The 22,490-nt window shown below is 41.7% G+C and carries 18 protein-coding genes; 14 read left to right on the top strand and 4 right to left on the bottom strand.

Features of this window, described 5'->3' with window-relative positions; translation table 11 throughout:
• The first annotated feature begins 40 nt into the window (after window positions 1–40).
• The 12 genes from bamA (at window position 41) to ACN0T8_RS03660 (ending at window position 15,019) form a co-directional block, all read left to right on the top strand.
• Window positions 41–2,470, top strand: coding sequence for an outer membrane protein assembly factor BamA (gene bamA, locus ACN0T8_RS03715; RefSeq protein ID WP_417879297.1), 2,430 nt, complete (start codon window positions 41–43; stop codon window positions 2,468–2,470).
• 28 nt (window positions 2,471–2,498) lie between these two features.
• Window positions 2,499–3,008, top strand: a complete 510-nt coding sequence (locus tag ACN0T8_RS03710) for an OmpH family outer membrane protein (protein ID WP_417879296.1) — start codon at window positions 2,499–2,501, stop codon at window positions 3,006–3,008.
• A 12-nt stretch (window positions 3,009–3,020) separates the two neighbouring features.
• Window positions 3,021–4,040 carry a UDP-3-O-(3-hydroxymyristoyl)glucosamine N-acyltransferase gene (gene lpxD, locus ACN0T8_RS03705; protein ID WP_417879295.1) on the top strand — a complete coding sequence of 340 codons (1,020 nt, stop codon included), beginning with the start codon at window positions 3,021–3,023 and terminating at the stop codon, window positions 4,038–4,040.
• Between the two features lie 207 nt (window positions 4,041–4,247).
• Entirely contained in the window at window positions 4,248–4,700 is a 453-nt protein-coding gene (gene fabZ / locus ACN0T8_RS03700) for a 3-hydroxyacyl-ACP dehydratase FabZ (protein ID WP_237295069.1), read from the top strand.
• A gap of 10 nt (window positions 4,701–4,710) precedes the next feature.
• Window positions 4,711–5,499 (top strand): acyl-ACP--UDP-N-acetylglucosamine O-acyltransferase, encoded by a 789-nt coding sequence (gene lpxA / locus ACN0T8_RS03695; protein ID WP_417879294.1) that lies wholly within the window; start codon window positions 4,711–4,713, stop codon window positions 5,497–5,499.
• A gap of 74 nt (window positions 5,500–5,573) precedes the next feature.
• Window positions 5,574–6,743: a lipid-A-disaccharide synthase gene (gene lpxB / locus ACN0T8_RS03690; protein WP_417879293.1), complete on the top strand. Its 1,170-nt coding sequence runs from the start codon at window positions 5,574–5,576 to the stop codon at window positions 6,741–6,743.
• Window positions 6,743–7,366, top strand: coding sequence for a ribonuclease HII (gene rnhB / locus ACN0T8_RS03685; RefSeq protein WP_417879292.1), 624 nt, complete (start codon window positions 6,743–6,745; stop codon window positions 7,364–7,366). Before lpxB ends, rnhB begins: the two co-directional genes overlap by 1 nt.
• A gap of 219 nt (window positions 7,367–7,585) precedes the next feature.
• Entirely contained in the window at window positions 7,586–11,065 is a 3,480-nt protein-coding gene (gene dnaE, locus ACN0T8_RS03680) for a DNA polymerase III subunit alpha (protein ID WP_417879291.1), read from the top strand.
• Window positions 11,066–11,232: 167 nt separating this feature from the next.
• On the top strand, window positions 11,233–12,192 hold the full coding sequence (accA, locus tag ACN0T8_RS03675; RefSeq protein WP_417879290.1) for an acetyl-CoA carboxylase carboxyl transferase subunit alpha: 960 nt from the start codon (window positions 11,233–11,235) through the stop codon (window positions 12,190–12,192).
• Between the two features lie 99 nt (window positions 12,193–12,291).
• Window positions 12,292–13,641: a tRNA lysidine(34) synthetase TilS gene (gene tilS, locus ACN0T8_RS03670; protein WP_417879289.1), complete on the top strand. Its 1,350-nt coding sequence runs from the start codon at window positions 12,292–12,294 to the stop codon at window positions 13,639–13,641.
• 80 nt (window positions 13,642–13,721) lie between these two features.
• Window positions 13,722–14,060 (top strand): nitrogen regulatory protein P-II, encoded by a 339-nt coding sequence (gene glnB, locus ACN0T8_RS03665; RefSeq protein WP_027696925.1) that lies wholly within the window; start codon window positions 13,722–13,724, stop codon window positions 14,058–14,060.
• Window positions 14,061–14,164: 104 nt separating this feature from the next.
• Window positions 14,165–15,019 (top strand): endonuclease/exonuclease/phosphatase family protein, encoded by an 855-nt coding sequence (locus tag ACN0T8_RS03660; RefSeq protein WP_417879288.1) that lies wholly within the window; start codon window positions 14,165–14,167, stop codon window positions 15,017–15,019.
• A gap of 122 nt (window positions 15,020–15,141) precedes the next feature.
• Here the strand turns inward: ACN0T8_RS03660 and ACN0T8_RS03655 are convergent, their stop codons facing one another.
• Both ACN0T8_RS03655 and gloB read right to left on the bottom strand, forming a co-directional pair.
• Complete coding sequence (locus ACN0T8_RS03655; RefSeq protein WP_417879287.1) at window positions 15,142–16,689, bottom strand: LysM peptidoglycan-binding domain-containing protein; 1,548 nt, start codon at window positions 16,687–16,689, stop codon at window positions 15,142–15,144.
• A 274-nt stretch (window positions 16,690–16,963) separates the two neighbouring features.
• Window positions 16,964–17,746 (bottom strand): hydroxyacylglutathione hydrolase, encoded by a 783-nt coding sequence (gloB, locus tag ACN0T8_RS03650; protein ID WP_417879286.1) that lies wholly within the window; start codon window positions 17,744–17,746, stop codon window positions 16,964–16,966.
• Window positions 17,747–17,786: 40 nt separating this feature from the next.
• Between gloB and ACN0T8_RS03645 the strand changes: the two genes are divergently transcribed.
• Complete coding sequence (locus ACN0T8_RS03645; protein ID WP_417879285.1) at window positions 17,787–18,539, top strand: methyltransferase domain-containing protein; 753 nt, start codon at window positions 17,787–17,789, stop codon at window positions 18,537–18,539.
• Between the two features lie 9 nt (window positions 18,540–18,548).
• Here ACN0T8_RS03645 and rnhA read toward each other — a convergent pair whose 3' ends face one another.
• Window positions 18,549–19,010 (bottom strand): ribonuclease HI, encoded by a 462-nt coding sequence (gene rnhA, locus ACN0T8_RS03640; protein ID WP_287024979.1) that lies wholly within the window; start codon window positions 19,008–19,010, stop codon window positions 18,549–18,551.
• A gap of 68 nt (window positions 19,011–19,078) precedes the next feature.
• Here rnhA and dnaQ point away from each other — a divergent pair, with 68 nt between their 5' ends.
• Window positions 19,079–19,825: a DNA polymerase III subunit epsilon gene (gene dnaQ / locus ACN0T8_RS03635; protein WP_417879284.1), complete on the top strand. Its 747-nt coding sequence runs from the start codon at window positions 19,079–19,081 to the stop codon at window positions 19,823–19,825.
• A 130-nt stretch (window positions 19,826–19,955) separates the two neighbouring features.
• On the opposite strand, the gene fadE is transcribed toward dnaQ, so the two are convergent.
• On the bottom strand, window positions 19,956–22,430 hold the full coding sequence (fadE, locus tag ACN0T8_RS03630; protein ID WP_417879283.1) for an acyl-CoA dehydrogenase FadE: 2,475 nt from the start codon (window positions 22,428–22,430) through the stop codon (window positions 19,956–19,958).
• Window positions 22,431–22,490: the final 60 nt, after the last annotated feature.

Genomic DNA, 22,490 nt, shown 5'->3' with positions numbered 1-22,490 from the left:
AAGGCCAAGTAGTATATATAAAGGATTAATAATAAAGTTTATGGCGATCAAACGTTTATGGATTTCAACTTTGCTGATGCTCAGCACGGTTGCACACGCTGACTCTTTCGAAGTCTCAGATATTAAGATCGAAGGTCTACAGCGAGTTGCGCTTGGTGCGGTATTGCTCAAAATGCCAGTACGTGTCGGTGATACTGTTGATGAGCAGGATGCTTCCGCTATTATTCAAGCCCTGTATTCTTCAGGCAACTTTGAGGATGTAAAAGTATTTCGAGATGGTGATGTCTTATTAGTTCAAGTAAAAGAGCGTCCAACCATTGCTGAGATTTCATTTTCAGGCAACAAGGCTATTAAAGATGAGCAACTGCAGCAGAATTTAGATGCTTCTGGTATACGTGTTGGTGAAGCCTTAGATCGCACTAAACTAAGTACAATTGAAAAGGGACTAGAAGATTTCTATTACAGCGTAGGTAAATATAACGCAACGGTAAAAGCGGTAGTAACACCATTACCTCGTAACCGTTCGGATTTAAAGTTTGTGTTTACTGAAGGTGTATCGGCTAAAATTCAACAAATTAACTTTATTGGTAATGAAGTCTTTACCGATGATGAGCTCCTTTCGCGTTTTGATTTGAATGCTGATGTTCCGTGGTGGAATTTCATGGCCGATGAAAAGTATCAAAAGCAAGTGCTTGCTGGCGATATTGAAAAACTGCGTACTTATTACTTTGACCGTGGTTATCTGAAGTTCAGAGTGTTATCGACGAATGTCTCTATCTCACCGGATAAAAAAGGTGTGTATATCACGCTAAATTTAAACGAAGGTGAACCTTACACGGTGAAAGAAATTAAATTCCGTGGTGACTTAATCGGTAAACAAGATGACTTCACTGAGATGGTGCCGTTTGAAGCAGGTGATACTTATAATGGTTCGTTAGTTACAGGTCTTGAAGAAAAAATCAAGAAAACCTTGGGGGAATCAGGCTATGCCTACCCTAAAGTACAAACCATTCCTGAGTTTGATGACAATAAAAAAGAAGTAACGCTGACCGTTCAAGTGGATCCGGGCAACCGCATGTATGTACGTGATATTCGTTTTACTGGTAATAATATTACCAAAGATGAAGTATTGCGTCGTGAAATGCGCCAAATGGAAAGTGGTTGGTTAAACTCAAAATCAATTGAAACTGGTAAAGCGCGTTTGAATCGACTTGGTTTCTTTGAAACGGTTGATGTGCAAACTCAACGAGTACCAGGCACAGAAGACCAAGTAGATATTATCTATAACGTGAAAGAAGCCAACTCGGGTAGTGTGAACTTCGGTATTGGTTATGGTACAGAGTCCGGCGTAAGCTTTCAGGTTGGCTTACAACAAGATAACTTCTTAGGAACTGGTAATCGTATTGGTATTAACGCTATGACCAATGATTACCAAAAAAATGTCAGCTTAGAGTATCGTGACCCATATTGGACACTAGACGGTGTTAGTCTGGGCGGTAAGATTTTCTACAACGAATTTGAAGCATCAGAAGCGGGTATTGTTGATTATACCAACCAGAGCTACGGTACAAATTTAACCTGGGGTTTCCCTATTAATGAATTAAACTTCATTGAACTGGGGGTAGGTTATACCCATAATAAAATTTCTAACATTGATCCGTATGTGCAAAACGAAGGTTTCTTAGCTTCGCAGCAATCGGCTGGGAACTATGATACTGAATCCGGTGAATTAGATGTCGATGATTTCGATATTAATATTTCGTGGACTCGAAATAATTTAAACCGCGGTTATTTCCCAACGGCGGGTAATCATCAACGTGCAACTTTTAAAATAACCGTACCTGGCTCTGACGTTCCGTATTATAAGATGCAATATGATGCCAAGCAGTATATCCCATTAACGCAAAAACAAGATTTCACGTTATTACTTCGTGGTCGTTTGGGATATGGTAATGGTTATGGTTCAACCGATGGCAATGATAACTTATTCCCATTCTATGAAAACTACTATGCTGGTGGCTTCTCTTCATTACGTGGCTTTGGATCTAACTCAGTAGGTCCGAAAGCGGTATATGATGAAGGTGGTAGTAATGGTGGTAACAACCCTAACTATGTGGCCACTGATGAATCTGTCGGTGGTAATGCTACTGCATTGGCAAGTATTGAGTTAATTGTTCCAACCCCATTTGCTTCTGAAGAAACACGGCAATCAGTGCGTACCAGTGTGTTTGTTGATGTGGCCAGTGTATGGGATACCGAATTTAAGTATCGTGATGCTGATGCTAATATGGCCGGTAAAAATTATTATTATGATTATTCAGACCCATTTGCGTTCCGTGCTTCATATGGTATGGCACTGCAATGGATGTCACCTATGGGGCCTTTGGTGTTCTCGGTGGCGAAGCCAATTGAAATTTATGAAGGTGATGATGAAGAATTCTTTACCTTTACGATTGGTCAAACCTTCTAACTTTTTAGCCCTTTGTAAGGAAATGATTGTGAAAAAATTTATTAAAGTCGCAGGTATTAGCCTAGCAGTATTGACGTCATCTTTAGCGGTAAATGCTGCTCAAGCTGCAGAAAAAATTGGTTATGTGAATACTGCTAAAGTTTTCCAAACGTTGCCACAACGTGAGGCTATTGCGAAAAAACTTCAATCTGAATTTAAAGATGAAAAAGCCCAGCTAGATTCTCTGCAAAAGAAAATTCAGACTAAAATGGATAAAGTACGTCGTGACGGTCAACTTCTCAGTGAAGATGATATGCGTAAGCTGCAAATTGAAATTGGCTCACTACAAGCGGAATATAAAGTACAGGGTCAGTCACTAGAGCGTGATGCTAAGCAACGTGAAGCAGCTGAAAAACAAAAACTGTTTGTAACGATTCAAAAAGCAATCAAAAAAGTGTCTGAAAAACAAGGTTATGACATGATTATTGATGCACAAGCACTTCAATATGCAAAATCAGATTCAGATATCACAGATGCTGTAATTAAAGAACTAAAATAATAGAAGTCAAAGATGCCAAAACTTACTCTTGCTGAATTAGCAACGATTACAGGTGGTGAGCTACATGGAAACGGTGAATTAACGGTTTCCTCTATTGCTGCCATGGATAAAGCAGGCGAAGGTCAAATTACTTTTTTGACTAACGCAAAATACCGTAAGCACCTTGCAGAGTGTCAAGCCACTGCGATTTTAATTAAATCGAGTGAACTTGAACTTTGCCAGACCAATGCGATTGTTGTCGCAGACCCTTATTTGGCTTTTGCCTTAGTCGCACAAGCTCTGGATACTACGCCACAACCAGCAGAACGTATCGAATCAAGTGCGGTGATTGCACCTGATGCTGTGATAGGTAAAGGGGTCTGTATCGGCCACAATACCGTGATTGAATCTGGTGTGGAGTTAGGTGATAACGTTGTGATCGGCGCAGGTTGTTTTATTGGTAAAAATGCCAAAGTTGGTGATAACTCTAAAATGTGGGCAAATGTTAGCATCTACCACAATGTTGAGATCGGTAAGGCTTGCTTAATTCAATCTAATACTGTGATTGGATCTGATGGTTTTGGTTATGCGAATGACCGTGGTGAGTGGATTAAGATCCCTCAGCTTGGTTCTGTTATCATTGGTAACCGCGTCGAAATAGGTGCTTGTACTACCATTGATCGTGGTGCGATTGATGACACTATTATTGAAGATAATGTGATCATTGATAACCATATTCAAATCGCTCATAACGTTCACGTTGGCTATGGCACAGCTATGGCTGGTTGTACCACAGTAGCGGGTAGTGTCAAAATCGGTAAGTACTGTATTATAGGCGGCGCATCAGTATTGAATGGTCACATTGAAATTGCTGATGGCGTAACCATTACCGGAATGGGTATGGTGATGCGTAGTATTACAGAAAAAGGCGTATACTCATCAGGTATCCCTTTACAGAGTAATAAAGAGTGGCGCAAAACAGCGGCACGTACTCTTAAGATCGATGAAATGCATAAACGTCTAAAAACGCTTGAAAAGAAGCTTGAAGATTGATCGAATCGGTCTAACTTGTAACATCTAGGTGATTTCAATTGGTTTCTTTTCAATAAGGAATCTCGGATTTATGTAAATTGATGTTGCTTGAACACTTAAGGCCTGTCTGTTGCAGGTCTTTTTCATTTATAGCGTAATAACTTCAGTATATAATTAGTTACTTGGATATATAGACCGACTTTGCTGATTATTAATAGGATAATAATTTTGACTACAGAAAAGAAAACACTAAATATTACGGAAATTCGCGAACTTCTTCCTCATCGCTACCCTTTCCTATTAATTGATCGTGTTACCGATTATCAAGAAGAAAAGTATCTAGTTGCCTTGAAAAATGTATCGGTTAACGAGCCTCAATTTACAGGCCATTTTCCACAATTACCGATTTTCCCTGGTGTTCTTATTCTTGAAGCGATGGCTCAAGCGACCGGATTGTTAGCATTTAAATCGTTTGGTGCACCTTCTGAAAATGAATTGTACTATTTTGCGAGCATTGATAACGCGAAATTCCGTAAGCCAGTGGTACCGGGCGATCAATTAATTATTGAAGTTGAATTCATTAAAGATCGCCGTGGCATCGCACTGTTTAATGGCGTAGCGAAAGTGGATGGCGCAGTTGTATGTTCTGCTGAACTTAAATGTGCTCGTCGCGAATTTTAAAGGTAGCCTTATGATCCATGAAACTGCTCAAATTCACCCTTCTGCTGTTATTGAAGATGGCGTGAAGATTGCTGCCAACGTAAAAATTGGTCCTTTTACCTATATTGGTACGGATGTTGAAATCGGCGAAGGCACTGAAATTTATTCACATGTTGTGGTTAAAGGCCCAACCGTTATTGGTAAAGAAAATAAAATTTACCAATTTGCTTCTATTGGTGAAGCATGCCAAGACCTGAAATACAAAGGTGAGCCAACCCAGTTAATCATTGGTGATCGCAATATTATTCGTGAAAGCGTTAGTATGCACCGTGGTACGACGCAAGACGAAGGTGTGACACGAGTTGGCAGCGATAACTTATTTATGATTAATGTTCACGTTGCGCACGATTGTGTTGTCGGCAACCATTGTATCCTTGCAAATAACGCAACACTAGCGGGCCACGTAACCGTTTGTGATTTTGCCATTATTGGTGGTATGTCTGCTGTACACCAGTTCTGTCAAATTGGTCAGCATAGTATGGTCGGTGGTGCATCGGGTGTGGCTCAAGATGTCCCTCCATTTGTGATTGCTCAAGGCAACCATGCTAAACCTTATGGTGTAAACTTTGAAGGTTTGAAGCGTCGAGGTTTCGAGAAAAAAGAAATCCATGCCATTCGTCGTGCTTATAAATCACTTTACCGTAATAAGAATACGGTAGAAGAAGCTAAGCTAGAAATGGCAGAAGATGCAGCGCAGTTTGAATCGGTACAAGCAATGATTGAATTTATTGATTCTTCTAAGCGCGGTATTGTTCGTTAATATTTTCATTTGTTAACGTGATAGTTATTAAAGAGGCCTTGTTAATTCGGGCCTTTTTTATTAGGAAAATAGATATGAAGCGTCGATTGAGAATTGGTGTAGTGGCTGGCGAACTATCTGGTGATACTTTAGGTGCAGGTTTAATTCGCGCAATTAAAGCCCGTTACCCTGATGCGGAATTTGTTGGCATCGGTGGCCCGCAAATGATTGAGCAAGGTTGCCAGTCGTTATTTGATATGGAAGAACTTTCTGTGATGGGCTTAGTGGAAGTACTAGGTCGCTTATTCCGTATCTTGAAAATTAAAAAATCGATTGTGGATTATTTTAAGCAAAATCCACCGGATGTATTTATTGGTATTGATGCACCGGATTTTAACTTACGTGTTGAACTGGCATTAAAACAAGCGGGCATTAAAACGGTTCACTATGTGAGTCCATCTGTGTGGGCTTGGCGTCAAAATCGTATTCATGGTATTGCTAAAGCCACCAACTTAGTACTGGCATTCTTGCCGTTTGAAAAAGCGTTTTATGACAAGTTCAATGTTCCTTGTGAGTTTATTGGCCATACGTTAGCTGATACGATTCCTTTGCAAACTGATAAAGTTGCAACAAGAGATGCATTAGGTTTAACACAAGATAAAACTTGGCTGGCAGTGCTGCCGGGAAGCCGTAATGCTGAACTGAAAATGCTGTGTGAACCATTCTTAAAAGCTTGCCAACAACTTGCCAAGCAACATTCAAATTTAGGTTTTGTCGTTGCACTGGTGAATCAAAAACGACGTGAGCAGTTTGAAGCCGCATGGAAAGAGTTTGCGCCTGAATTGCATTTTGAACTACGAAACGGCACCGCACGCACCGTAATGGAAGCCTCCGATGTCGTTATGTTGGCATCTGGCACAGTGGCGTTAGAATGCATGTTGGTCAATCGACCTATGGTGGTTGGCTATCGAGTAAACGCTATCAGTGCTTTTATTGCTCGTCGTATGCTTAAAACTGCTTATGTATCATTACCGAATATTTTGGCGGATAAAGAGTTAGTGAAAGAGTTTTTACAAGAAGACTGCACACCTGAAAACTTAGCTTCAGAAGTGACTCGCTTAATGAGCGATAAAGGTCAGCAGATGCAACAAGCTTTCCATGAAATGCATCAGTGGATCCGTAAAGATGCCGATACCCAAGCAGCCAAAGCGGTGCTAAATCTTATCGATGCTGAGAAGCTGCTGACAGAGCAAGAGACAAAATAATGAGTGTTGAATTACCTGAATTTGAATATCCCACAGGCTTTGGTTTATTTGCCGGTGTCGATGAGGTCGGTCGGGGGCCATTAGTCGGAGCTGTGGTGACCGCTGCGGTGATCCTTGATCCGAATAATCCGATTGAAGGCTTAAATGACTCAAAAAAGCTAACCGAAAAGAAACGTCTCGCCTTGTTGCCTGAAATTCAAGAGAAAGCATTGGCTTGGTCACTCGGTCGCTGCGAAGCTTGGGAAATTGATGAACTCAATATTCTGCAAGCAACCATGGTCGCAATGCAAAGAGCAGTGGCAGGGTTAAAAGTGCAGCCAGAATTTGTATTGATTGATGGTAATAGAACGCCGGAATTGCCCATGCCAAGTGCTGCGGTAGTCAAAGGGGATTTGCGTGTCGCTGAAATCAGTGCTGCTTCGATTATTGCTAAAGTCGCTCGTGATGAAGAAATGAAACAGCTTGATGCTAAATATCCAATGTTTGGTTTTGCCAAGCACAATGGTTATCCAACTAAGGTGCACATGCAGGCGATTGTTGATCATGATATCGCGCAAATGCCAGAGCTTCTGGCGCAATATCGCAAAAGTTATAAACCAGTTAAGAAAGTATTAGGAATCTAACCCTTCGTACTTGAAGCTGCAGCGTTGTTGACGGCGTTCATTCGCCCCAATCGAATAGACAACCTATGCTCATGGGGTCTCATTCACTTGTTGCCTCACGGTATTTTCAATTACTTTGGGTTAGACAACCAATAAAACCATTGTTGCGTTTACCATAAACCCTTACACTTTCAGTATTCATTAGCACTTTCATTATTAAAAGCTAAGTACAGTAAATTTATGTCTGATCCTAAGTTCGTACATCTTCGTGTTCACAGTGACTATTCGATGGTTGATGGCCTCTCGAAAGTGCCACCATTGGTTAAAAAAGTCGCTGAGCTTAATATGCCGGCCATGGCATTAACGGACTTTACCAACCTGTGTGGCTTGGTTAAATTTTATAGTACCGCTCACGGTTGTGGCATTAAGCCAATCATCGGTGCTGACTTTACTGTGCAATCGCCAGACTTTGCCGATGAGCTAACCAAAATTACGGTTCTAGCCAAAAATAACATTGGTTACAACAACCTGACCCTATTGATTTCAGAAGCTTACCAGCGTGGTCATGTTCAGCACCAACCTGTTATAGATAAAGAATGGTTAGTGAATCACAAAGAAGGCTTAATCATCCTATCTGGTGGTCGTGCCGGTGAAGTAGGGCGTGCGTTACTTAAAGGTAATCAGCCACTGGTTGAGCGTTGTATCGACTTCTATCAAGAGCATTTCCCAGATCACTTCTATCTTGAATTGACTCGTACTGGTCGTGCCGATGAAGAAAGTTACTTACACTTTGCCCTCGATATTGCAGAGCAGTATGACTTACCGGTTGTTGCCACTAATGAAGTGGTATTTTTAAGTGCTGATGAATTTGATGCTCACGAAATTCGCGTGGCCATCCATGATGGCTATACGTTAGAAGATCCGCGCCGTCCTAAAAATTACAGTTCTCAACAATACCTTCGTACCGAAGAAGAAATGTGTGAGCTGTTTAAAGATATTCCCGAAGCACTGCAAAATAGTGTCGAAATCGCTAAGCGCTGTAATGTTACGGTTCGCCTAGGAGAATACTTCTTACCGAATTTCCCGACCGGTGATTTAACCATTGAAGATTTCTTGGTCAAAAAATCTCAAGAAGGCTTAGAAGAGCGTTTAGAGTTTTTATTTCCTGATGAAAAAGTTCGTTTAGAAAAGCGACCTGACTATGACGAGCGTTTGCAAATCGAACTGGATGTAATCAACCAAATGGGTTTCCCCGGGTATTTCTTGATCGTAATGGAGTTCATCCAATGGTCAAAGGATAACGATATTCCAGTCGGCCCAGGCCGTGGTTCTGGCGCCGGTTCATTGGTGGCCTATGCGCTTAAAATTACCGATCTTGATCCACTAGAATATGACTTACTATTCGAACGATTCTTGAACCCAGAACGTGTCTCCATGCCCGATTTCGATATCGATTTTTGTATGGATAAGCGTGACCGAGTAATTGATCACGTTGCTGAAATGTATGGCCGTGACGCGGTATCTCAGATCATTACTTTCGGTACTATGGCAGCGAAAGCGGTAATTCGCGATGTGGGTAGGGTGCTAGGGCATCCTTATGGTTTTGTTGATCGCATTTCAAAGCTTGTACCGCCTGATCCGGGAATGACGCTGGCTAAAGCCTTTGATGCTGAGCCACAACTACCCGAGTTGTATGCCGCTGATGAAGACGTTAAAGAACTCATCGACATGTGCAGGATCCTCGAGGGTTGTACTCGAAATGCCGGTAAGCATGCTGGTGGCGTGGTGATTTCTCCTACTACGATTACCGACTTTGCCCCTATTTATTGTGATTCGGAAGGTAACTTCCCCGTAACGCAATTTGATAAAAATGATGTGGAAACGGCCGGCTTAGTTAAGTTTGACTTCTTAGGTCTACGAACCTTAACTATCATCGATTGGGCACTCGGTTTAATTAATCCTAGGCTGAAAAAAGAAGGCAAAGATCCGGTTCGCATCGAAGCGATTCCTTTAGAGGATCCAGCATCATTCCGCTTGCTACAAAACTCAGAAACGACGGCGGTATTCCAGTTGGAATCTCGTGGTATGAAAGATTTGATCAAGCGTCTACAGCCTGACTGTTTTGAAGATATTATCGCTTTGGTGGCCTTGTTCCGTCCGGGCCCACTGCAATCGGGCATGGTAGATAACTTTATCGACCGTAAGCATGGCCGTGAAGAAGTCTCATACCCTGATTCAACATGGCAACATGAGTCACTAAAAGAAACTCTAGAGCCAACTTACGGCATTATCTTGTACCAAGAGCAGGTAATGCAAATTGCGCAGATTCTGGCTGGCTATACCTTAGGTGGCGCGGATATGCTGCGTCGTGCGATGGGTAAGAAGAAACCTGAAGAGATGGCGAAGCAACGTTCGATCTTTAAATCGGGTGCTGAAAGCATCGGGGTTGATGGCGAACTGGCGATGAAGATCTTTGACTTGGTAGAAAAGTTTGCCGGTTATGGTTTTAACAAATCTCACTCCGCAGCGTATGCACTGGTTTCTTATCAAACATTGTGGTTAAAAACCCATTATCCTGCTGAATTTATGGCGGCGGTAATGACAGCCGATATGGATAACACTGAAAAAGTGGTCGGTTTGGTCGATGAATGTATTCGTATGAATCTTAAAGTGCTGCCACCGGATGTGAACTCAGGCTTGTATCGCTTTAATGTGAATGAAGACGGCGCGATTGTTTACGGTATCGGCGCGATAAAAGGGGTCGGTGAAGGGCCAATTGAAAATATTATCGCTTGTCGTGAACAAGGCGGTTATTTTAAAGACCTATTTGATTTCTGTGCACGTGTTGATCTGAAAAAATGTAACAAGCGTGTGATTGAAAAACTGATTCAAGCTGGTGCTCTTGACCGTTTAGGTCCGCACCGCGCAGCCATGATGGCTTCACTTGATGAAGCCGTTAAAGCCGCTGGGCAATTTCATCAAGCTGAAGCCTTTGGACAATCCGATATGTTTGGTGTATTGACTGAGGCGCCAGAAGAGGTCGAGCAGGCATATGCTCAAGTCCCAAAATGGCCTGAAAAAGTCTGGTTAGAAGGTGAACGTGCTACTTTAGGTCTATATTTGACTGGGCACCCAGTCAATTCTTATCTCAAAGAGCTGGCGAAATATACTAATTGTCGATTAAATGATTTACAGCCAACTCGCCGTGATCAATCACTCACGGTTGCCGGTTTAGTGATTGCTTCACGTGTGATGACTACCAAACGTGGTACACGAATTGGCTTAATGACTCTTGATGACCGCTCGGGTCGACTCGAAGTGATGTTGTTCTCCGATGCTTTAGAACGGTATGCGGAATTGTTAGAACAAGATAAAATAGTGGTGGTTTCTGGACAGGTCAGCTTTGATGACTTCAACGGTGGGCTTAAGATGTCGGCCCGAGAAGTGATGAGTCTCGCTGATGCACGTGAAAAATATGCCAAAGGGTTATCGATCTCTATAGAGCAATCTCAGGTAGATGGTCAATTCTTTGAGAAATTTAATCGAATTTTAGAACCGTACCGAGCGGGTACGGTGCCAGTAAATATTTATTATCAACGTCAAGATGCCAGAGCAAAACTGTCACTGGGCGTCGAGTGGCGAGTAACACCAGACGATAATTTACTGGATGATTTAAAACTTCTGCTCGGTTCTAAGCAAGTAGAACTCGAATTTAACTAAAGAACAGGGCATTATTAGTACATTGTTATTCAAATTATGAATTGGTTGCTTCGGTTTACAATTTAGTTTTGAATATTTTCAGTGATGCTCTGTATACTTTTTATCGCCGTTGACGGTTCAATGCCTTAAAGTGATAAAAGAATTAAAATGAAATAAAGGATCCATTGATGAGCCTAGATTCTCTTGAATTTGAAAAACCTATTGTTGAACTTGAAGCTAAAATTGAAGCTTTACGTGAGGTTTCGCGCCACGGTGGCGATGCGTCGGTTGATTTAGAAAAAGAAATTAACCAACTAGAAAAAAAGAGCTTAGAGCTAAAGAAGAAAATCTTTAGTGACCTAGGTGCATGGCAAGTTGCTCAACTTGCTCGCCATCCTAAGCGTCCATATACGCTCGATTATATTGAACATGTTTTTACAGAGTTTGATGAGCTTGCTGGTGATCGTGCTTACGCGGATGATAAAGCCATCGTAGGTGGTTTAGCGCGTATCGAAGGCCGCCCAGTCATGGTGATTGGCCATCAAAAAGGACGTGAAACCAAAGAAAAAGTACGTCGTAACTTTGGTATGCCTCGTCCAGAAGGTTATCGTAAAGCATTGCGCTTAATGGAAATGGCTGAACGTTTTAAGGTTCCAGTGATTACTTTCATCGACACTGCAGGTGCATACCCTGGTGTTGGAGCGGAAGAACGTGGTCAATCTGAAGCGATTGCTCGTAACTTAAAAGTGATGTCAGGCTTGAAAGTTCCGGTTATTTGTAATGTAGTTGGTGAAGGTGGTTCTGGTGGTGCACTCGCCATTGGTGTTGGTGACTACGTTAACATGCTGCAATATTCAACGTATGCTGTAATTTCACCAGAAGGTTGTGCTTCTATTTTATGGCATGATTCAGATAAAGCCCCACAAGCGGCTGAAGCAATGGGACTGGTGGCTCCTCGTCTGAAAGAGCTAGGCCTAATTGATACGGTAATCAGTGAACCGCTAGGTGGCGCTCACCGTGATTATGTTGCTACTGCTGAAAACATGAAAGCGACATTACTAGCACAGTTAGATGAGCTTGAAGCGTTAGATAATGAAAACCGTTTAGAGCGTCGTTATCAGCGCCTAATGAGCTACGGTTACTGCTAAGCTCATTTGACTATTAAGGTTGATCAACGGTAAAGCGGGCTTAGGCTCGCTTTTTGTTTTTCTTCTCCTCGCTTTTACTTTTGTTTTAATGGAATTAACATGTTGTATCAAGGTTTTGTTCAGCGTTTATTGAGCCATCTCGGAGAGTCAACTCGTTTGGTGTTGGCGCTAAGCGGTGGGTTAGATTCACGAGTTCTGCTACATCTACTTGCTCGATTTAAGTGTGACTATCCGCAATATGATTACCTAGCGGTGCATATTCACCATGGATTAAGTGATAACGCCAATCATTGGCTACAACAATGTCAGCAGTGGTCACAACAAGTTAATATTCCATTTGTAGCAGAAAAAGTGCAACTAGAATTAGGAAATCGCATTAGTTTAGAACAAGCGGCAAGAACTGCTCGTTACCAAGCGCTATCTCAACACCTCAATTCCTCTAGTCTATTGCTGACCGCACATCATCAAAGCGATCAACTGGAGACCTTTTTGCTGGCATTAAAACGTGGCAGTGGTCCGAAAGGTTTATCTGCAATGGCAATGGAAGGTAAGTTTAAATCTGCACGCCTGTTACGTCCAATGCTCGATGCATCTCGTGCAGATATGTTCACCTATGCTAAGCAACATCAGCTCGATTGGATTGAAGATGAAAGTAACCTTGATACTCGTTTTGATCGAAATTTTATCCGCCATCAAGTTGCACCAATTTTAAGACAGCGCTGGCCGAATATTGAAAAAACTGTCGCACGTAGTGCAGCCTTGTGTGCGCAACAAGAATCATTGCTTAATGAGCTTCTCTATGAGCGTTATAAGCAAATGTGTAGTGAAGATGGGGCATTATCGGTCTTTTTACTAAAAGAGCAGTCAGAGGCGGCGAGAGACGCTATTTTAAGGCTTTGGCTACAAGAGCAAGGTTTCCTAATGCCAAGTGCTAAGCAGTTAGCGAAAATATGGCAAGATGTGGTACTCGCCCAAGCCGATGCTGCGCCAGTATTTCGTTATGGTAATACTCATATTGGTCGTCATCAACAGCAGCTTTGGGTGTTTAGTACCATGCAAGATCTTAGCGCTGATGTTTTGAATTGGGATATCAAGCAGCCTCTTACTTTACCTGATGGCCTTGGTCGTTTGGAGCTCAAGGAAAGAAATCAGCTTGAATCTTTTGATGCCACCAGTCTTGCAGCGAATCGTATTCAAACCTTGTCACTGCCTGTTGGCTATAATCAGATTAAAGTGACATTCAGTGCAACCGGTATTCACGCTCATCCACAAGATCGACAACATGGACGAAGTTTAAAAAAATTGCTGCAAGAATATCAAATACCGACTTGGCAGCGACAACGTATTCCTTTTCTAGTTGATGGTACCGAATTGATTGCCGCTGCAGGGTTGTTTGTCGGTAAGCCTTATAGTGGTGTTGATTATCAATTGATTTGGCATAAGAAATAGCGAATTAGGATTGTATCTTTTCAGAGTCTTAGATGAGGGGTATACTCAAAATAATTTCAGAGTTTTAGGGATAAGAACCAATGAAAAAAATTGAAGCAATCATTAAACCATTTAAGCTGGATGACGTACGTGAGGCGCTAGCGGATGTTGGTATCACAGGTATGACAGTATCGGAAGTTAAAGGTTTTGGACGTCAGAAAGGCCATACAGAGTTGTATCGTGGCGCAGAGTACATGGTTGACTTTTTACCTAAAGTGAAGTTAGAAATTGTGGTTTCTGATGATGTGGTTGATGAGTGTATTGATTGCATCATGCAAACCGCACAAACGGGTAAAATCGGTGATGGCAAAATTTTTGTTACAGAAGTTGAGCGTGTCATTCGTATCCGTACCGGTGAAGAAGACGACGAAGCGGTATAATACCAACCGAATACATTACTATACCCAGTTACTTGGGTATAATTAAAGGAGGCTTTGGCTTCCTTTTTTATCATTTATGGCGGGTATAGCGGGTTGGGTAATTGATGAAACTTAAGCATTGGACGTTAGGCGCTGTCGTTCTTTTAATTATTGCGACCGTCGGTTTCTATTCTATTTTTACCATCCCCAAGCAACCTCAGCTTATTTCTATTGATCATTATTCTTCGCAATCCGATTGGTACTGTCACCAATCCGAACAACCTACACCACCTATTGATGTGAATGGCAAACTGAATATTTTAGTTTGGAATATTCATAAACAAACCGATGAAAATTGGCAGGCTGCGCTTGAATCTATGAGCCATGATAAACAGTTAATCCTTTTACAAGAAGCCAGTTTAACCGAACAGTTTACATTATGGCTTAATCAGCAATCGTGGGGGGCGAGTTATGTTAATGCGTTTAAAGCCTTTGGTATTAGTTCTGGTGTAGTTAATCTCGCCTCTCAATTACCCAATCGGGCATGTGCTTACACGAGTGTTGAGCCTTGGATCCAATTACCTAAGTCGGCATTATATGCACGATATTCACTATCAAATGGACAAGATCTTGTGGCGGTGAATATCCATGCCATTAACTTTACTGTTGGTACCTATGAGTTTGAGCAACAAATTGAGCAATTGAAAAAAGCAGTACAAAAACATCAAGGGCCACTAATTATTGCGGGTGATTTTAATACTTGGAGTGAAGCACGCTATGATCAACTACTTAAAGTTGCAAATACACTAAAGCTACAAGAAACCGTATTCAGTCCGGATAACCGCCGTTTATTTGTTAACGACTTAGCGTTTGATCATGTGTTTTATCGAGGGTTAAATTTTAAGTCAGCAAGTTCGCCAATCACCACTGCTTCAGATCATAACCCCATGTTAGTGAGTTTTGAGTTGATTGAAAATTAGGTGATATAAAAATTACCGATCATAGAAAGTAAAAAATCTTAAATTATGAACTGACCTCCAATAGTTAGACAATCAACATTGGGGGTATTTATGTGGATTATGTAGCCGATGGGAGCAGGAGGTTAGCCTACTTTAGTTACATCGACATACAATTTCAGCTTTTGACCAGGTTTTAAATAGTCTTTTTCATTTAAGCTATTCCAAGCAAGTACTTGGTCGGTATTCACCTTAAATCGTTGTGCAATACTGCCGATAGTATCACCAGAACGAACGTTATAGTACACGGTACGGATAATGGAACCACTCTTGTTTTCTTTCCAGATAACTAATTTTTGGCCTACACGTAATGGATCTTTGGGTGCCATGCCGTTCCATTTAGCAAGTGATTCTACGGAAACGTTATTCTGTTTAGCAATGGCCCAGAAACTATCACCACTTTTTACTGAATATTCAGATTTCAACTGACCACGAGAAGTCGATTGGATTTTTGTTAAACGGTTAATGGCACTTAATGAGTATAGATTATTATTTTGTGTTGAATGCGGTACCATCAAGTACTGACCGACACGGATATTGGTATTATTCATGTTATTTGCTGTTTGAATAGCTTTAGTCGTGGTCTGATTATTTTTCGCAATCACACTTAAGCTATCGCCCGGCTTGACTTTATAACGAGTCAATTTGATGCCCTTGCCACGGTTCTTTTCGGCTTGTCCATTAAAGCGATTCGCTTTTTCTAACGGGATCAAGAGAGTGTATGGTCCCGTTGGAGAGGTTGCCCACTGGTTGTACCCTGGGTTGTAACTTTGTAATTCTTTGACTGATATTCCTGCATATTGAGCTGCAATGGCTAGGTCTAACTGTTCCTTTGGATCGACCTTTGTCAGTACTGGTTTATTGGCAATAACAGGAAGTTCGATACCATATTCTTTTTGGTTAGTAAGAATATCTGCTAGTGCGAGTAGTTTAGGCACGTATCCACGGGTTTCTTTTGGTAGATCTAATGAGAAAAAGTCGGTTGGCTTGCCTAGTTTTTTGTTTTTACGAATGGCGCTAGATACTCGACCACCACCACTGTTATATGCAGCGATGGCATTTTCCCAGTCACCATCGAAACGATTTCCTAAATACGTCATGTACTCTAACGCAGCATCGGTCGCAGCGTTAACATCACGGCGCCCGTCATACCAATAGTTACGCTCTAAACCAAACCGGTCGGCTGTCATCGGCACAAATTGCCATAAGCCGGCAGCACTACCATAGGAATATGCAAAAGGATCAAAAGCACTTTCTACTACTGGTAATAAAGCTAGTTCTAGTGGGAGATCACGAGCTTCAATTTTGGTTGTGATGAGATACAAAAAAGGTTCAGCACGTTTAGAGACGGTTTTTAAATGTTCGGGGTGATCTAGATACCATTTACGGTAGTATTCAATACTAGGGTCATCAGTGATCGGTAGTTTGAATTGCATTGAAATGCGTTTCCACAAGTTTTGTTGCTCTTGTGGTGTTAATTGCTTCTGTAGCTGCTTTTTTTCTGGAGTAGAGGGTTCAACCATTACAGTTTGGCTAGCTTGTTCCGGTTCATCGATTTGCTGAACGGTAGATGTCGGTACGCTTTGGCAACCTACAAGTAGTAGTGCTATAGCCCAAATGTATTTTGAATTCATTAAAACAACCTCTAAAAACGGCTGCAAATGATACTTGTGTTTATTAATAAGTGGCAAGTGAGAATTGCCCTAAACCCCGATAAAGCCTTATAAATGATATGAGTTTTTATAAGGTTTTAGATACATTTATGAGCAATTTGATTGATTTCGCAGCGAGTTTCTGTGTATTTTTTTTAAGTAACAAAATTTAACAGATATATTCAAGTAACTTCAAGACATTGAAACTCATATCTTGACGTTGCTCAGTTATATACCCAGGTAACTTCAATAATCCTTAGAATTCATTTTTCCATTCACGTAAGGCTGAAAACACAGAGAGTTCGGTCAGTTCATCGGTGCGTGTCGATACGGCTTTCATTACACTTGGTTCTTGGCAGCGTAAAAACGGATTGATCCATTTTTCTTGACGAATAGTGGTTGGAATCGTCGGTTTTTCTTGTGCTCTCAATCGATTCACTTCATCACGATAGTTATGTAGTAATTCATTATCAGGCTCTACTGCTAGAGCAAACGATAAATTTGATGAAGTGTATTCATGGGCACAATAGACTTCGGTTTCTTGAGGAAGTGTTGCCAACTTTTGTAGTGAATCGAGCATTTGTTCATAAGTACCTTCAAATACTCGGCCACAACCAGCAGAAAACAACACATCACCACAAAATAGTTTGCCGTCACCGACATAAGCAATATGTCCGTTAGTGTGTCCAGGAACATCCATCACAAGGAAGGTTTCACCAAAGACTTCAATACGGTCGCCACCTTGTACAGAATGAGTCAGCATTAACACTGGGTCATTACTTGGACCGACAACTTGAGCTTTAGGATAGTGGCGTAATAATTCCGCCACGCCACCGACATGATCCGCATGGTGGTGAGTAATGATGATAAGTTCTAATTCTAAATTATCTTGCTGTAAGCGTTGTAAAACAGGGGCAGCTTCACCGGGATCGACTAAAGCGCAGGACTGACTATTATTTTGAATCAGCCAGATGTAATTATCATTAAATGCAGGTATGCTTTCGACCGTTAAGCCTGAATTTTTTTTATCAGTTAACATTGTGGATCTCCAATCCGGACTGCGAAGAGATATCTAATCTATGAAGCCAGCACGCATTCAAAAATCTTTCGTCCAACCCCATTCTTGGCAACAGCTAAAAAATGGTGAGTGGGTGGTTGAATCGATCCAAACCCGTCTTGATGAGTGGTGCCCTAAGTTATTTGGTTATCACATGCTAAAACTGGGTGGTTTAAGTTGTGAATTAACCACGCATAATTGCAATATCAAACATCAAGTGAACGTCGATATTGCCAATCCGCTTCATTCCGTTATTGCTGATGCTTATGATTTACCATTTGTTGAAAAAAGCATCGATGCTGCTTTGGTCTGCCATCAGCTAGACTATTGTAGCGATCCTCATCGCTTGTTGCGAGAGATTGATAGAATAATTATCGATGATGGGCATATTATTCTGACTGGCTTTAATCCGATAAGCTTAACGGGCGCTGCGAGTTTATTACCTTGGCGTAAAAACAATTTGCCTTGGAGTGGTCGCATGTTTACGCCATATAGAATGAAAGATTGGCTGGGCTTGCTCAACTATGAAGTGATTCATTGTGATACCTATGCTCTGTTTCCTGTTCGTAGAGGGAAAGCACTGACTACTTGGCTTGAGCATGGTATGGGAGCTTGCGCTTCAACATTTGGTAGTGTGTATTTTATTGTTGCCAAAAAGCGTATGTACCCATTAAAGCCAATTAAACCCCATTGGAAAGTGAAAAATCGTCGTTTTTCACCCGCCAGTGTGGGGTTTAATAAAGCTTCATCTAAAGTAAAGAACAGTAAGGTTTAGATGAAATAGTTACCCTTCAAACCCTTTGTCTTCTTGGGTAGGGGACTCGGCTGCAGTACGGGCAAGATCATCACAAATTTCATTTTCTCGGTGTCCGGCGTGGCCTTTTACCCATTTCCATTCCACTTGATGGCGAGCGGTTTCTTGATCAAGTGCTTTCCATAGATCGACATTTTTAACGGGCTTTTTAGCTGACGTTTGCCAATTTTTCTTTTTCCAACCATGGATCCACTGAGTGATGCCTTGGCGTACATATTGGCTATCAGTGGTTAACGTCACTTGGCAAGGTTCGGTAAGGGCTTTAAGGGCTACTACCGCGGCCATCATTTCCATGCGGTTGTTGGTAGTGAGGGTATAACCTTCAGATAGGTATTTTTCTTTACCTTTATAGCGCAACACTATGCCATAGCCGCCAGGGCCAGGGTTACCTAAACAAGAACCATCTGTGAAAATTTCTACGTGTTTCGTCATGATTTGATACTATGAGTCCATATTGGAATAACCAGTCATTAATACGACTAGTCTGACAAGAGTTTATTATGAATACCAGCACTAATGTTTCTTATGATCGCATCATTGTTCTTGATACCGAAACCACAGGTATGAACCGAGAAGGTGGCCCTGTGTATATGGGACATCGAATCATTGAAATAGGTGCGGTAGAAATTATTAATCGCAAACTGACCGGTAAACATTTCCATGTCTATATTAAGCCAGATCGTGAAATCGACCCTGAAGCAATTGCAGTTCATGGTATTACCGATGAGTTCTTAGTCGATAAGCCTGACTATAAGCAAGTTCATCAAGAGTTTTTAGAGTTTATCAAAGGTGCTGAGCTGGTGGCTCACAACGCGCCCTTTGATGTTGGCTTTATGGATTATGAGTTTGAGCTAGCTAACCAAGATGTAAAAACATCACAGGTTTGTAAAATTACCGATACCTTGGCGATGGCCAAAAAGATTTTCCCTGGTAAACGAAATAACCTCGATATTTTATGTGATCGTTACGGCATAGATAACTCCCATCGTACTTTGCACGGCGCTTTGCTCGATGCGGAGATCTTAGCAGATGTCTATTTGTTAATGACAGGTGGCCAAACCGCTATGCAATTTAATGCCGGTCAGTCTAAAGATGGTGGAGCGGGGGAAACCATTAAGCGAGTGACGGGACGTAAAGCGTTGAAAGTCTTAAAAGCTAGCGATGAAGAATTGCAGCAACATGAAGAGCGTTTAGATTTATTTGCCAAAAAAGGCACTTGTTTGTGGCGCTGTGAGCCGGAAGGATAACCCTCAACTCTCTGCGTATTTGAAACTGAAACTCCATATAGATTGCATAAAAAACACCTCAATGGTTAAGTGACCATTGAGGTGTTTTACTATCATTTCGAGTTTCGAGTTTCGAGTTTCGAGTTTCGAATTAAGCCACTTCACTCATTTTGTTTTGAGGATTTTTTACGATTAGCTCACTTGGGTCAAAGTCATCAACATTGATGGTTTCTAAGCGATAGAATTCCGCATCACATAAAACCTTAGCTTGTTCTTCACTAATCCAACCATTTTCTAAGCCAATGTCAGCAACCTTATCCAATTGGACAAAAGCGCGGCGTTTGCCAGATTGTTTGACAATGTCATCAAAGATTGGCTCGGCACGCAGAATTGTTTCTAGAGCTAGTTCAATTTTACCTGCAGGATTGAACTTACTAGCCTCTAAGTATTGATTGCGACCAATACGTGAGCGCGTTTCCGATGGCGTTTGCAGAATTTGCGCGACTTGGTTATCGAGTTTATCACTTGGCGCTTTACGTACCTTACCTAGTGGTAAAATTAACATACGCATTAATCCTGCTGCTCCTCGTGATGGGAAGTTAAGTAAGAAGTCATCAATCGCTTCTTCTGCTTGACGCAAGCTATCTTGAACACCCCAATGCACTAGTGGCAGATCCGCTTCTTGGTAGCCTTCCATCTCAAAGCGTTTTAAGGTTGCAGAGCTTAAATAAAGTTGGCTTAACACATCACCTAGACGAGCTGATAAACGTTCTTTACGTTTTAATGAACCACCTAGTACTGCCATTGAAATATCTGACATTAGAGCAATGTTGGCACTGTAACGGTTAAGTTTTTGATAATAACCTTTAATTTGGTCATGAATGATACCGTTAAAATTGGCATCACTTGGCACTGCATAATCTGAGCCTCGACCATCCGTTAGGCCAAGCCAAAAGCTACGTACAGCATTACTCATGCTAAAGCCAATATGACCAAATACCGCATTATCAAAGCGTGATAGGGCATTTTTCTCGCTTGAATGCGCCGCTTCCATCTCTTCTAATACATAAGGATGGCAGCGAATGGCACCTTGTCCGTAAATGATCATAGAACGAGTGAGAATATTGGCACCTTCTACGGTAATAGCAATTGGTGCGCCTTGGTAACCACGGGCTAAAAAGTTAGCGGGGCCCATACAGACACCTTTACCACCAGCGATGTCCATAGCGTCAATTAAGGCGCGTTGTCCACGGTGAGTACAGTGGTATTTCACTATCGCCGAAATAACGGATGGTTTCTCCCCAAGATCAATACCGGCAACCGTTAATTGACTGGCTGCATCCATCACATAAGCATTACCAGCAAGACGCGCTAATGGTTCTTCAATGCCTTCCATATGAGCGATTGGTTGTTTAAATTGGCGGCGAATACGAGCATATGCACCAGTTGCTAATGCGGCTGTTTTAGTGCCACCGGTAGAGTTAGACGGTAGAGTGATACCACGACCTACCGATAAACATTCCACTAGCATACGCCAGCCTTGGCCTGCCATTTCTGGTCCGCCGATGATGTAGTCTAGTGGGACGAAAATATCGTTACCTTGAGTTGGACCATTTTGGAATGGCACATTCAAAGGGAAGTGACGACGACCAATTTTCACACCTTTAGTATCCGTTGGAATTAAAGCACAAGTGATACCGATATCTTCTTGCTCACCGAGTAGTCCATCAGGATCGCGTAGTTTGAAAGCTAAACCAAGTACAGTTGCGATTGGTGCAAGCGTGATATAACGTTTATTCCATGTCAGGCGCATACCAAGCACTTCTTTGCCTTGCCAATCGCCTTTACACACAATACCAAAATCAGGAATTGCACCGGCGTCAGAACCCGCTTCTGGGCTAGTTAAAGCAAAACATGGGATTTCTTTACCTTCGGCTAAGCGAGGTAAGTAATGATCTTGTTGTTCTTTAGTACCGTAGTGTTGTAGTAATTCACCAGGGCCTAATGAGTTCGGAACGCCAACGGTTGAAGATAATACGCTTGATACGCCGGTTAGTTTTTGTAATACCACAGATTGTGCGTAGGCAGAAAACTCTAAGCCTCCATACTTTTTCTTGATGATCATGGCGAAGAATTTGTGGTCTTTAAGGTATTGCCAAATTTCTGGTGGTAAGTCGGCTAATTCATGGGTGATTTCAAAGTCATTCGCCATGCGACAAACTTCATTTACTGGTCCATCAATAAAGGCTTGTTCTTCATCACTTAATTTTGGTGCTTGAATGTCGGATAGCTTTTTCCAGTCAGGCTTTCCTTTAAATAATTCTGCTTCCCACCATACAGTACCTGCATCAATCGCTTCTTTTTCAGTTTTCGACATCGCCGGTAAAATTTGACGGAATACCTTGAGTGCCGGCTTACTGAATAATGAACGACGAATCTGTGGAATTGCGACTAATGCTGAAAGAATAATAAACACGCCAAATAAAATCGGGGATAGTCCGCCAAGTAAGGTCGAAATCAGCAAGATTATTGCCATCGCCCCAATGGTTATCGACTGAGAGCGACGGTGGTATAAACAAAAACCGAATACGACAAGCGTAACGATTAAGGTAAGTAGGGTGGTCATCTTTGTCTTCCTTATTATGATGAGTGATAAAACCACACTTTTTTATAACAAAAAAGATAA

This window comes from Vibrio sp. (assembly GCF_048266485.1).
GTDB lineage: Bacteria > Pseudomonadota > Gammaproteobacteria > Enterobacterales > Vibrionaceae > Vibrio.
Note: the sequence above shows the minus strand (reverse complement) of the source record. Positions and strands in the feature narration are given on the sequence as shown.